12 protein-coding genes are annotated in these 13,165 nt (G+C 57.5%); 4 read left to right on the top strand and 8 right to left on the bottom strand.

What is annotated here, in order from left to right:
* Window positions 1-34 precede the first annotated feature (34 nt).
* Window positions 35-3,055: a DNA translocase FtsK gene (locus tag CLV87_RS05335; protein WP_099244719.1), complete on the top strand. Its 3,021-nt coding sequence runs from the start codon at window positions 35-37 to the stop codon at window positions 3,053-3,055.
* 265 nt (window positions 3,056-3,320) lie between these two features.
* Window positions 3,321-3,920 (top strand): LolA family protein, encoded by a 600-nt coding sequence (locus CLV87_RS05330; protein ID WP_099244721.1) that lies wholly within the window; start codon window positions 3,321-3,323, stop codon window positions 3,918-3,920.
* Window positions 3,921-3,995: 75 nt separating this feature from the next.
* Here CLV87_RS05330 and CLV87_RS05325 read toward each other — a convergent pair whose 3' ends face one another.
* Window positions 3,996-4,592, bottom strand: coding sequence for a transglycosylase SLT domain-containing protein (locus CLV87_RS05325; protein ID WP_099243026.1), 597 nt, complete (start codon window positions 4,590-4,592; stop codon window positions 3,996-3,998).
* 227 nt (window positions 4,593-4,819) lie between these two features.
* Between CLV87_RS05325 and hspQ the strand changes: the two genes are divergently transcribed.
* Window positions 4,820-5,146, top strand: a complete 327-nt coding sequence (gene hspQ, locus CLV87_RS05320) for a heat shock protein HspQ (RefSeq protein ID WP_099244723.1) — start codon at window positions 4,820-4,822, stop codon at window positions 5,144-5,146.
* Window positions 5,147-5,185: 39 nt separating this feature from the next.
* Here the strand turns inward: hspQ and CLV87_RS05315 are convergent, their stop codons facing one another.
* From CLV87_RS05315 to CLV87_RS05290, 6 genes are all read right to left on the bottom strand, one after another.
* On the bottom strand, window positions 5,186-6,232 hold the full coding sequence (locus tag CLV87_RS05315; RefSeq protein ID WP_099243028.1) for a threonine aldolase family protein: 1,047 nt from the start codon (window positions 6,230-6,232) through the stop codon (window positions 5,186-5,188).
* Window positions 6,232-6,702, bottom strand: coding sequence for a YcgN family cysteine cluster protein (locus tag CLV87_RS05310; protein ID WP_099243030.1), 471 nt, complete (start codon window positions 6,700-6,702; stop codon window positions 6,232-6,234). Before CLV87_RS05310 ends, CLV87_RS05315 begins: the two co-directional genes overlap by 1 nt.
* Window positions 6,699-7,631, bottom strand: a complete 933-nt coding sequence (locus CLV87_RS05305; RefSeq protein WP_099243032.1) for a bifunctional riboflavin kinase/FAD synthetase — start codon at window positions 7,629-7,631, stop codon at window positions 6,699-6,701. Before CLV87_RS05305 ends, CLV87_RS05310 begins: the two co-directional genes overlap by 4 nt.
* Before the next feature lie 9 nt (window positions 7,632-7,640).
* A complete protein-coding gene (gene pdxR / locus CLV87_RS05300) occupies window positions 7,641-9,116 on the bottom strand; it encodes a MocR-like pyridoxine biosynthesis transcription factor PdxR (RefSeq protein ID WP_099243034.1) in 1,476 nt (491 codons plus the stop codon).
* A 49-nt stretch (window positions 9,117-9,165) separates the two neighbouring features.
* Window positions 9,166-9,825: a YggS family pyridoxal phosphate-dependent enzyme gene (locus CLV87_RS05295; RefSeq protein ID WP_099243036.1), complete on the bottom strand. Its 660-nt coding sequence runs from the start codon at window positions 9,823-9,825 to the stop codon at window positions 9,166-9,168.
* A gap of 104 nt (window positions 9,826-9,929) precedes the next feature.
* Window positions 9,930-10,922 carry a porin gene (locus CLV87_RS05290; RefSeq protein ID WP_099243038.1) on the bottom strand — a complete coding sequence of 331 codons (993 nt, stop codon included), beginning with the start codon at window positions 10,920-10,922 and terminating at the stop codon, window positions 9,930-9,932.
* Window positions 10,923-11,211: 289 nt separating this feature from the next.
* On the opposite strand from CLV87_RS05290, the gene CLV87_RS05285 reads away from it, so the two are divergent.
* Window positions 11,212-11,709, top strand: coding sequence for a DUF3576 domain-containing protein (locus CLV87_RS05285; RefSeq protein ID WP_099243040.1), 498 nt, complete (start codon window positions 11,212-11,214; stop codon window positions 11,707-11,709).
* A 120-nt stretch (window positions 11,710-11,829) separates the two neighbouring features.
* Here the strand turns inward: CLV87_RS05285 and CLV87_RS05280 are convergent, their stop codons facing one another.
* Complete coding sequence (locus CLV87_RS05280; RefSeq protein ID WP_099243042.1) at window positions 11,830-13,089, bottom strand: glycosyltransferase; 1,260 nt, start codon at window positions 13,087-13,089, stop codon at window positions 11,830-11,832.
* Window positions 13,090-13,165: the final 76 nt, after the last annotated feature.

Genomic DNA, 13,165 nt, shown 5'->3' with positions numbered 1-13,165 from the left:
CAACAAGAACCAAAAGACCAAAAAGAGGCACAAGATGGCATCATTTCAGGCACGGGGACGCGACCCATTGTTCGACACCGATACGGCGGCGACGCTGGAACGACGCGGGCGCGAGCTGATCGGGATGGCGTTGATTGTGCTGGGTGTGATGGCCGCAGCGGCGATTGCCAGCTATTCTGCCAATGACCCTTCTTGGTTCAGTGCCTCGGATGCGCCGATTCAAAACTGGATGGGACGCCCCGGTGCCCTGTTTGCCGCACCGCTTTATACAATTTGTGGTGTGGGAAGTTGGGCGATTGCCGCGACTTTGATCGCTTGGGGGTTGCGCTTTGTCTCTCATCGCGGCGAGGGGCGGTTCTTTCTGGCGGTGTTTTCGCCGATCTGGATTGCGCTTTGTTCGGTCTATGCCGCTGGTCTGCCGCAGGCCGAAGGGTGGAGCCACAGTTTTGGCATGGGCGGGCTCTTTGGCGATATGGTCATGGGGTCCTTGCTGAACATTTTGCCGGTTTCGGCTGCTGTCGGGTTGAAGATCATGCAGGTTTTGCTGGCGGGTGTGATCCTGGCTATGGGCGCACTGGTGCTGGGCTTTACCAAGGATGAGCTGCGCGGGATTGCCCGGTTCCTGATTGTCGGCGTTGTGGTGACCTATGCCACATTGATGAAACTGGTTGGCCGCGGCGCTGTTGGGGCCGTTGGCGCGGCGCAACGCGTGCAGGCAGCGCAAGCCGAAAAGCGCGAGGCGCGCCGTGTTGAAGCCGCCGAGGCAGCCGCCTGGGCTGAGGCGCAAGAGGCGGTGCCAGCCGCGCCGCGCGTTCAACGCGCTGAGATCCCGCAGGAGGCGGTCGCAGAAGACGATTATCTGGTCGACGAGGCGGACATGGTCGAACCGGCCCCGGCCAAGACCGGGTTCCTGTCGCGAATGCCTTCTCTGATCCGTCGCGGTGGGGCTGAACCGATGCCCGAGCCGGAAATGGTGGCCAATGTCATGGAGCATGACGTCGAGGCCCCGAACCCGGACCGTATCCAATCCAAGATCGCAGATGCGGTCAAATCGCGCCGTCGCACCAGCCCTGTCGCTGTGCGCCCGCAACACGACCCGAGCAAACCTTTGACCAAAGGGCGCGGGCATGGGCCACAACCGTTGATCGTAGATACTGCGCCTCGCGGCACGGAATTGCCGCCCGAACCGCCTTTGACAGCTGGGTTTGTGCCTGAGGCACCGATGATGGAAGCGGTTGAGGAGATGGTTGAAACCGCGTTGCCCCCTGCGCCTGAATTGGCGGCGGAACCGCAGATTGATCATTACGCCGAAATGGCGGATTTCGACGATTACGGCGCGCAGGATTACACCCCTGTGGCTGAACCTGAGATCGTGTCGGAGCCAACACCTGCGCCGCGCATGGCTCAGCCACATATGCCGATCCCAAAGGCCGAGCCGAAAAAGGCGGTGGTGCAGCAACCGGTGCGCAAACCCATTCAACCGAGCAAACGCGCTCAGGCTGAGGCGCAGCCGCAATTGCAGTTTGATGACAACAAGCCGGAATATGAGCTGCCGCCGCTCGGCCTGCTGATGTCGCCCGAAGCGGTGGAACGTCACCATCTGAGCGATGAAGCGCTGGAAGAAAACGCGCGTATGCTTGAGGCGGTGCTGGATGATTATGGCGTCAAAGGCGAAATTGTCTCGGTCCGTCCGGGCCCAGTTGTCACCATGTACGAATTGGAACCTGCGCCGGGTCTAAAAGCGTCGCGCGTGATTGGCCTGGCCGATGACATTGCGCGGTCCATGTCTGCCCTCTCTGCACGTGTTTCGACCGTGCCGGGGCGCAGTGTGATTGGCATCGAATTGCCTAACGACAAGCGTGAGATGGTGTGTTTCCGCGAAATCCTCGCCGGGCGTGAGTTCGGTGACGGCAATCACAAGCTGCCACTGGCGCTGGGCAAGGATATTGGCGGTGACCCGGTTGTGGCCAACCTGGCCAAGATGCCTCACCTGCTGATCGCGGGGACGACCGGTTCGGGTAAATCCGTGGCGATCAATACGATGATCCTGTCGCTGCTTTACAAGCTGAGCCCGGATGATTGCCGTTTGATCATGATCGACCCCAAGATGCTGGAACTGTCGGTTTATGACGGCATCCCGCACCTGCTGTCGCCGGTTGTGACCGACCCGAAAAAGGCTGTGGTGGCCTTGAAATGGGTCGTGGGCGAGATGGAAGATCGCTATCGCAAGATGTCCAAGATGGGTGTGCGCAACATTGACGGCTATAATGGCCGTGTGGCGGATGCCTTGGCCAAGGGAGAGCTGTTTGAACGCACGGTTCAGACGGGTTTTGATGATGAGACCGGTGAACCGGTGTTCGAGACCGAACAGATCGAACCCAAGAAGATGCCTTATATCGTTGTGATCGTCGACGAGATGGCCGACCTGATGATGGTTGCGGGTAAAGAGATCGAAGCCTGCATCCAGCGTTTGGCGCAGATGGCGCGGGCCTCGGGTATCCACTTGATTATGGCAACACAGCGCCCGTCGGTGGACGTGATCACCGGGACGATCAAGGCGAACTTCCCCACCCGGATTTCCTTCCAGGTGACCTCGAAAATCGACTCGCGCACCATTCTGGGTGAGATGGGGGCCGAACAACTGCTGGGCATGGGCGACATGCTCTATATGGCCGGCGGGGCCAAGATCACCCGCTGCCATGGCCCGTTTGTCAGCGATGAAGAGGTGGAAGAGATCGTGAACCACCTCAAGGCCTTTGGCCCGCCGGAATATGTTTCGGGTGTGGTGGCTGGTCCGGATGAGGACAAGGCAAGCAATATCGACGCGGTTTTGGGGCTGAATACCGGTGGCAATACCAACGGCGAAGATGCGTTGTACGATCAGGCGGTGGCGATTGTGATCAAGGATCGCAAATGCTCGACCTCCTACATCCAGCGCAAACTGGGCATCGGCTATAACAAGGCCGCGCGTCTGGTGGAGCAGATGGAAGACGAAGGCGTTGTGTCCGGGGCCAACCATGTCGGCAAACGCGAGATTTTGGTTCCTGAGCAATGATCACGTCTGGGCGGAACAAAAGTTTTATCTAAAACTTTTGCAAATTCCGTAGACGGAATTTGGGGTGGTGCGCATTGGCGGATCGCCCCTTTTCTTAGGCACGATCCTGCTCAAAACTCTGTTGGAGCGCAGAGCTGAAGCGTTCGGCGCGACTCTCCCCTTGATCGGGGCTGGTTTGCGCCTGATATCTTTTGCCCAAGGCCCGCTATCGCATATCCGCAAGGATCGTGGCACAAACGGGCCAGTTGAGCAGAAGGACCAAGACATGATCCGCACTCTAGTTGCCGCATTGGCAGTCACGATTGTCGCATTGCCCGCTCAGGCGCAGAAACTGAGCCTGAACGAAATCTCGCGGTATCTGAACACGATCAAATCTGCGCAGAGCAGCTTTACCCAGATCAATGCCGATCAATCGATTTCGACCGGAGAGATCATGATCAAACGCCCGGGCAAGGTGCGCTTTGATTATAACCCGCCGGAAAAGGCCCTGGTTCTCGCCCATGGCGGCGCGGTTTATGTGCTGGATCGCAAGCTGAACGGGCAGCCCGAAACCTATCCCCTGCGCCGGACGCCCCTATCGATCATTTTGGCCAAGAAGGTCGATCTGAAAACGGCGGGGATGGTGACAGGGCACAGCTATGACGGCACAGCCACCATTGTAACCGCGCGAGATCCGAAACATCCCGAATATGGCTCGATCCAGCTCAAGTTTACCGGGAACCCGGTGCAGTTGCGTCAATGGATCATCGATGACGGCAATGGCAGCCTGACCACGGTGATCCTGGGCGAGTTACAACAAAAGAGCCTGCCCAATCGCCTGTTCCAGATTGAGCCAGAGGTCAAAAAGCTGAACCGGCATAATTGATTACAGAACAGGACACGCAAAAAGGGGCCGAAATGACGGCCCCTTCGTTTTTGTAATCGCTGAATGCCCATGCGCCTATCGAGCAGCCCGGCAGCGCGACAGTTGCTGTTGGTAGGTCACAGCGCGTTGCCCTACCTCTGACGAGACACGCAGCAACCACGCTTTGGAGTTGTAGGTGCCTCGGCGATAGCCGCCGCGGCCTTCGTGATAGGCAAGGTACTGACGGCGTGCATCCCAAAGGGGAATGCCCAGCTGCTCTTTGGTGCCATTCATGTACCAACCCATAAAGTCGGTCGCGTCGCGGATATTGTCGCGCCGGGCTGAACGGCGCCCTTCGGCGCGCAGATATTCTTTCCAGGTGCCGTCCAGGGCTTGGCTATAGCCAAAGGCCGAGCTTTGCCGGCCCATCGGGATCACGCCCAGTTTGAACCGCAAAGGTGTGCGCGCATCCGAGACGAATTTGCTCTCTTGGTAGATGGTTGCCATCTGGACATGCACGGGCACGCCCCATTTGCGTTCTGCCGCGCGGAAGGCGCGGATATATTGCGGTCGTTGTTTGATGATCGCACAGGCGTCATCCAGATTGCGCGGTGAATTTCCAGACCCGCCACCGCCGCCGCCACAGGACGCCACGAGGAGGGTGATCACCATTGCGCGAAGCCACTTGCTCATTTGCCTCTCGCTATTTGTTTTGTTCTTTGACCCTATTTTAACGGATCAAAGCGGATGAGGAAATCACAATTCCGGAATGGGTATGGAATCCCGCCGATAGGGCAGGTATCAGGCGGGTTGACTTGCACTATCGGGAAGCATTGCACACAGTGTTTCCTAAAAAGCAGGCCCGAAAAATGGACAAGCCCCTCGCTTTTTCGCTAAAATAGGGCTTAAAGAGGCGGATGATGCAACAAAAACGCGCAAAATATCACCTGGGCCAGGTTGTCCGGCACCGCAAACATCCGTTTCGCGGGGTGGTTTTTGATGTAGATCCAGAATTTTCCAATACCGAAGAATGGTATGAGGCGATTCCCGAGGATTCGCGCCCGGCCAAGAAGCAGCCTTTTTACCATTTGCTGGCCGAGAATGATCAGAGCTTTTACGTGGCCTATGTCTCGGAACAGAATCTGGTGGCGGATTATTCCGGTGAGCCGGTTGATCACCCGGATATTGGCGATCTGTTCGGTGCCTTCCATGACGGAAGCTATGAGCTGCACTTCCAGATGAATTGATCTTTGGATGAGACAGGTGGGGTGGAACCCCACCCTACATCATGCCAAAATCCGGCGCAGTTCCGATAAAAACCGTTCGACACCTGCGGACCCGATGGACCAATCGCACACCAAACGGCCTGTGACGATGGATGCGTCAGGGCCGGTTTCGTCCCCCATGAGGTAATATACTGCCCCGGCTTTTTGCAGAGCTTTGTGAGCGCCCAGTGGCAGGTTGAAAAAGATCACATTGGCCGGGGTTTGAGTGATCAGATCAACGCCCAATTCCTCAAGGCCATTGTACAAAAGCGCGGCTGAGTCATTGGCCTTTTGCGCCAGATTCAACCACAGGTCATCTGTCAAAAAGGCGTTCATCTGGGCGGCAAGATAGCGGTGTTTGGAAAACAGATGGCCGCCACGTTTGCGGCGCAGTTCGAATTCATAGGCGCGTTTGGGGTCAAAGATCACCACCGCTTCGACACCCATCAAGCCGTTCTTGGTGCCGCCAAAAACAGCAACGTCGACACCAAGTTTCCAGCTCATCTCGGCTGGGGTGCAGTTCAGGGCTGCGCAAGCCTGGGAAAAACGGGCCCCGTCCAGATGCACAGGCAGACCGAATTCTTTGGCCACATCGCAAAGCGCAGCAAGCTCGGCCAGGGAATAGGTATTGCCCAATTCCGCGACATTGGTGATCGAGACGGCCCCGCGCTGCGGGCCGTGGACGCCGCGATTTTCCTCGGCCTCGATGGCCGACCGCAACTGTGCCGGGGTCATTTGATCGCCGTCGCCGACCAAGGTTAGCTTGGCCCCGCCGGTGTAGAATTCAGGCGCGTTGCATTCGTCTTCGACAATATGGGCGCGGGCGGCGCAAAAAACCGTCTCAAATGGCTGACAGAGCACAGAGAGGGCCAGGGCATTTGCCGCTGTTCCTGTGCCGACGAGATAGACAGCGGCCTCTGGGGCCTCAAACAGGTCGCGGATTTTTTGTTGGACCTCGCGGGTCAGATCGTCATTGCCATAGCCCAATGTGTAACCGGTATTGGCTGCGGTCAGGGCGTCCAATACGGCGGGGTGGGCCGGGCCGGAATTGTCAGAGGCAAAGAACATCAGATCGGCTCCTCAATAATATGGTCTTCCCAATCTTCATCAGCGATGTCGAATTCTGAGACGGTGCGCCCTTGCATGGATATGCCGGCTTCGTGCACTGAATCGGCGCGTCCTGACACCAAGGGGTGCCATTCGGGTAAGGGTTGTTTGTTCCACAAAAGCTTGTAGGCGCAGGTTTCCGGCATCCAATAGAGGTTCTTCTCGATATTGGAGGGGCGCAAAACGATGCATTCGGGGACAAATTGGTGCCGGATCTCATATTGCGAGCACAGGCAGGTCGCGTCATCCAGCAGGCGACAGGCCACACGGGTCAGGGCGACTTCGCCGGTTTCTTCGTCTTCGAGCTTGTTCAGACAGCATTTACCGCAGCCGTCACACAGAGCTTCCCACTCTTTATCGGACAGTTTGTTGAGCGGTTTTCGGTCCCAAAAGCGCGGAGCGAGCCCCTTGCGGTCGATGTCACCGCTCATAGCGCCGCCAGAATGTCACGCGCCTGAGCGCAATCGGCATCCATTTGCGTAATAAGCGCGTCGAGCCCGTCGAATTTCAGCTCTGGGCGCAGGTAATCGACAAGGGCGACAGACAGGGTCGCGCCGTAAAGATCGCCGGTGAAATCAAACAGAAAGGTTTCGATATTGGGATGCTGGCCGTCAAACATCGGGCGCACGCCGACCGAGGCCGCGCCGCGATAGCTGCCTTGATGGGGGCCGTCCATCACGTCGACCAGCACCGCATAGACGCCGAATTTTGGCGGATGCAGCCCGTCGATGGACATGTTGGCAGTGGGATAGCCCAGCTCGCGACCGCGTTGTTCACCGCCGATCACTTCGCCTTCGATCCTGTGCCAGTGGCCAAGCTGTAAGGCAGCGTCGCGCGGGCGTCCTTCGCTCAGCGCATTGCGAATGGCCGTGGATGACACTTGCACCCCTCCTGTTTCCAACAACTCTGCGATGGTCACGCCAAAACCCAATTCCTGACCAAAGGCCTTGAGATCCTCAACCGTGCCTTTGCGCCCCTTGCCGAAACAGAAATCGGCACCGACGACGATATGTTTCAAACCCAGCCCGTCGCAGATCACGTTTTGCGCAAATTCGCGCGGGGTGAGCGAGGCCAAGGCTGTGTTGAAATTCAGCTGATAGAGGTGTTTGACACCCAGCTTATCCAAACGCGAGGCGCGGGCCTCGGCACTCATCAGGCGAAAGGGCGGGGCATCGGGCGCGAAATATTCACGTGGATGCGGTTCAAATGTCAGGACTCCCAGTGGTGCATCCGGATCAGCCTGACGCGCGAGTTCAATCACAGCCTGATGGCCGACATGCACCCCGTCGAAATTGCCAATCGCGACGCTGGCACCGCGATCTTTGGAGGTGGTGTACTGGTAGTCTCTGATAATCCGCATAACGGGGGCTTAGCCTTGCTGGTTCATTTGCGCAAGCGCCTCGCTGATGCGGGCGATGCCTTCGGGAATACGTTCGGAGGGGATGGAACTATAGCCCAGCCGATAATAGTTGCGCGGCTTGCTTGGTCCGGCAAAAAACGCTTCTCCGGGTTCGATCAAAACGCCTTTGTCGCGCAGGTTTTGGGCAAAGATATGGGTGTCGATATCGGCAGGGGCCTGCATCCACAGGGATGAGCCGCCATGCGCCCCCTTGCCAGCGATTTCCAACCCGTATTGGTCAATGGCGGTCTCCATCGCCTGGCGTCGTTCGGTCAGGGCCACGCCGATGCGGCGAATCAAAGCATCGTAATGGCCCAAGGACAGGAAATAGGCAGCGGTGCGTTGGATATGACCGGGCGGGTGGCGCAGAACCGAGGCGCGCAGGGCGCGGGCCTCGCGGATGAATTCGGCAGACCCGACAAGGTAGCCCAGTCGTAGGCCGGGAAAGAGTGATTTGGAAAAGCTGCCCACATAGACCACGCGCCCGTCCTCATCCAAGCTTTTGAGTGCCGGGCTGGGGGGCGAGAGAAAGGACATTTCGAATTCGTAATCATCCTCGACAATGATCGCGTCCAATTCGGCGGCCCGTTTCAATAGGGCTTCGCGGCGATGCCGGGGCAGGGTCGAGGATGTGGGGCATTGATGGCTGGGCGTGGTGAAAATGACCTGACTGCCCTTTGGAATGTTTTCCGGTGGCAGGCCTTCTTCGTCAACGGGAACCGGCGAGATCTGAGCGCCGACCTGACGTAGCAGGCTGCGCAATTCCGGGTAACACGGATCTTCGACCGCAACCTTGCGCTTTTGTCCCAAAAGCTGGGCCGCCAACCACAGCGCGTTTTGCGCGCCCATGGTGATCAGGATTTCATCAGGGCCAGCGATGATTCCACGGCGGGGTAGGCTGTGGCGCGCAATGAACGTGACCAGTTCGGAATCATCCATATCAAACTGGTCTTGTGTGAGCGCCGTGAAATCCTTGGCCCCCAGAGCCTGCATCGCACAGAGCCGCCAATTGGCGTGGTCAAACAGCTTGGCGTCGGCCTGGCCATAAATGAACGGAAAGCGGTAGCTGGCCCAATCGGTAGGCTTGGCCGCCCCAAGCGGACGCTCCGGCAGATAGCGGCGGGCCAGGGCCTGGTCCCAGTCAACCTTGTCTTCGCTCGGGGCAAGCGGGCCGAAGTTGGGCGGCTGCGGGGCGTTTTCGCTGACAAAATACCCCGACCGTCCGCGAGAGACCAAGTAGTCATTGGCCTGCAATTCGGTATAGGCCAGCGTGACCGTGATACGGCTGACGCCGAGATGTTTGGCAAGCTGGCGGGTGGATGGCAGCTTTTCCCCGTTACGAAAACGGCCCGACAGGATCCCTTCGGCCACCATCTGCTGGATTCGCGCCTGCAGGGTGCCTTGGGTGTTTTGCGACAGAAAGAATGTTTCAACAGGGACAGCCATGGCGGCACCCTAGACTGGCTTTAAACCGCCTGCAATCTGGATATATCAACTATTCAGCTGGTTTGACCCGATCGCCAAAAATAGCCGAGCCGACGCGGATATGAGTGGCACCAAAGGCGATGGCCTGCTCGAAATCTGCGCTCATCCCCATGGACAGGCCTGCAAGCCCGTTTCGTTCAGCAATCTTGCGCAAAAGCGAGAAATGCAGGCTGGGGGTTTCTTCGACCGGCGGGATGCACATCAATCCTTTGATGGGTAGATCAAGCGCGCGGGCATCCGCGATAAACTGGTCCGCCTCAGCCGGAAGAACACCGGCCTTTTGCGGTTCTTCGCCTGTGTTCACCTGGATGAAGAGATCAGGGCAATTGCCAATCTCTTGCGCGAGGCGGGCGAGGGTGGTTGCCAATTTTGGCCGATCAACCGAGTGGATCGCGTCGCAGAGTTCCATCGCGTGGCGGGCTTTGTTGGATTGCAACGGGCCAATCAGATGAACCGAGGCATCGGGATAGCGGGTTTTGAAATCAGGCCACTTGCTGGCGGCCTCTTGCACGCGGTTTTCGCCGAACAACCGATGGCCTTGCTCCAAGACCTGTTCGACCCGCTCAAGTGGTTGCACCTTGCTGACGGCGATCAACTGCACCTCAGAGATGTCACGCTCGGCCTCGGCACAGGCTTTGGCAATTCGATCTTGGATATCTGTCAGGGGCATCTGTGCTCTCCGCGTCTGGTCTTGATCATCTGCTAAAGAGCTTTGCCCAAAAAGAAAAGAGCGGGCCGAAGCCCGCTCTCTCTTAAGCCATTAGGCTGCAGTCCTTAGAAGGACATTGCAACACCCAGGGACCATGTGCTCAGGTCGGATTCTACGCCACCGATATCCATGTCGGATTTGCCGTAGCCGAACTGAACCTCGGCACCACCGCCCAGATCATAGTCAACTGCCAAGCCGAAGCCTTTGGAGGTATCGCCATCAACACCAAGCACATCGTCGAACTTACCGTAGTTCACGCCGATGGTCAGAGCGTTCATGGTGTAACCCAGTGCCAGACCGAAGTGCTTCTGATCTTCTGCACCTGCAACACCGAAATCAACGGTGGAGTAGTTCAGGATTGCCTGAATGCCGTTGTTGAAGGTGGTGTCAACAGACAGACCCCAAGTGCTTGCGTCTTCAACAGTCTGGTAACCCAGACCAACACCCAGTGTCAGGCCTGCCAGCTCGGTGGAGTACGCAACACCCAGACCCCAGATTGGGTCGGTGTTGCCGAAATCGTCCAGTTCAACCGACAGGTAGCCGGTGAAGCCGGAAGCGGCATAGGAGAACTGAGCGATCTGACCGTCGTAACCGCCGTCAAAACCGGAGTTGCCGTTGTAACCGGCGTGCTCGTGATCGTCGTTGATCGCGGAACCGATGATGGCTTCTTTCATCGCGGCGTCCAACGCGCCGTCAACGTCACCCATGGTCAGCTTTGCTGCACCGTAAGCGATGAAGATTGTTTCACCACCTTGAGTGGTGTTGGCGAAGGCGCGGGAACCGGTTGGGTCGGTGCCGTTGTTGTCTGCGCCATCATTGTCGGACTCGTCCAGATCGATGGACGCGCCAAAGGTCAGGCCGTTGTCGGTTTCACCGGACATGGTGAAGGTCACGTCGATGTCGGTGTGGAACTGAGTTTCGATGTCTACGTCAACGCCGCCAACTTCACCGGAACCACCGATGATGCCCATTTCAGCGGAGCCAGACAGCTCGATTTCCGCAGATGCGATGCCAGCGGATGCGACCAGTGCGGTGGTAGCAAGCAGGATATGTTTCATTGTTTCCCTCATGTGTTCAAAGGCACTACCAGGCCGACTGCTCGGCCCTGATGGGTGATCTATGCGCTTCTGACCCCGGTCTTTGCAACCCGTCTGAAATGACTGTGGCCAACAAGCGGGTTAGTGATGCGCAATTGCCACAAGGTTTTTGGTGAGAGGCTCGGAATCCGAGAGATGTGGGCAACAACCTGCCGATAAGTTCAGGATAATAGTGTTTAGCAATGATATCTTGCTGCCCGCGCGCGCGCCGAGTATGCAATGGGAAACACGTAAGTGGGGGAATGGCCGAATGAGCGTTTCACGAATCTTTTTGGGGCTTGGGCTGAGCCTGGTGGTGCTGGTCGAGGCAGGATGCAGCCGTTCGGCTTCCAGACAACCTGTCGATACGCCGCCTGCCAGTGAGATTCTGGATGACATCCTTTATGAGGGGCGGAACAAACCGCGTGGGACAATATGGGACTTATTCCGGTCGCGTGAGGACCAGGGCCAGATTGGCGCGGTCAATAAGTACATCTGGAACGCCTCACTTGAAACGTTGGATTTTCTGCCGGTTCAATCCATTGATCCATTTAGCGGCGTGATCATCACCGGCTACGGCACGCCTCCGGGTGGTGGACGTGCCTATCGGGCGACCATTCATGTAAACGACCCGGCTTTGGACGCGCGGTCGTTGAACGTTGCACTGTCGACAAGGTCCGGTCCGGTAAGCGCGGCGACGGTTCGTGCCATCGAAGATGCGATTCTGACGCGTGCACGCCAGTTGAGGGCGCAGGACAGCCGTCTCTAAGGTCGAAACGGCATGCACGAGAATTTAAGGGCAGCGCGAAATTGCGCTGCCTTTTTTGTTTCGGGTTCGATTTAATGGGCAGGAATTCTGCCAGTTAGCATTAACACCCCTCGCAGAGGGTCAATCCAGCACAGGGCGCGGGCATTGTTGAGCGAGGTTTTGAACCCATTCCAGATGTTGCGGCAGGCAAATCGTTTTCAGGTCATAGTTTTCGCGCACAAATTGCCGTGCGTTTTCGCCCAACATTTGTCGGGTGGCAGGATCGTCGAGTAGGGCGCATAGCCGCTCGGTCAAAGCCATATGGTCAAAGAAATCGACAAATTGGCCAGTTTCGCCTTCGGTCATGACCTCGCGCACCGGGGCGGTGTCGCTGGCGAGAATCGCGCAACCTGCGCTCATGGATTCCAACAAGGACCATGAAAGGACAAAGGGATAGGTCAGATAGACATGTGCGGTGCCGACCTGAATCATCGACAGATAGGTGTCATAGGGAACGCGCCCCATGAAATGCACACGATTCCAATGCGGGGTTGGAATGCGGCCGCGCACCTCGTCGATAAAGATCTGTTTCCATGTTTGCCCTTTAGGGGCTTTGGCCCCGTAAGAAACTTCGTCGCCGCCCAGCAGAACCACATGGGCATTGGGCCTACGTTTCAGGATCTCGGGCAGGGCGCGCATAAATATGTGGTAACCGCGATAGGGTTCGAGATTGCGGTTGATAAAGGTGATGACCTCATCCTTGCGAGTCAAGGTCAGGTCATCCGAGACCTTTAACTGCGCATCCGGGTTCGGGCGCACGAGATCGGTATCGATTCCGTCATGGGCAACTGTGATGCGATCCTGCCAGCGCGCTGGGAAGGTGTCGGCCTGAAAGCGGGTCGGGCTGATCCCGGCATCCATGACTTCCTCATGCAGGCGGTTGTTCATATTTTTCATCCGAATGCGCAGCTTGTCGCCTTCGGGGCTTTTGGACGGGAATTCCGGATCGTAGTTGAGGAAATCCGGCCCGGTCAGATGATAGAGCTCGCAATAAAGCCCCAGGCGCGCGGTTGGCCAGATATCCTTGAGAAACATGGATTCGCCCCAGCCGTGATGGGCGCAGATCACATCGGGTTCAAATCCCTGATTCTTGAGGCCCAGGGCCCCGCGATAGCAAGAGGTCGCGCGCAGCAGCTTGGTTTCGAAATCGGCCAGCCAGGGGTGAATCCCCTTGGTCGAGCTGCCCTTGACCTCATAGGGGATGATTTTCACCCCCTGCCATTCGGTGGGTTGTTTGACCTTGCAGGTCAGCGCCACAACCTGATGGCCTTGTTTCACAAGAGCAGGGGCAAGGTGTTTGTATTGACCGGGAAAATTCTGATGGATCAAAAGGATTTTCATGACACTGCCTCTGGTACTCTTTTGCCTTCTTGTGCCACGGGGGCGGGGCTTCGCCAATGGGAGGGGCCATAAATGG

The organism is Pelagimonas phthalicica (assembly GCF_004364805.1).
Lineage (GTDB): Bacteria > Pseudomonadota > Alphaproteobacteria > Rhodobacterales > Rhodobacteraceae > Pelagimonas > Pelagimonas phthalicica.
Note: the sequence above shows the minus strand (reverse complement) of the source record. Positions and strands in the feature narration are given on the sequence as shown.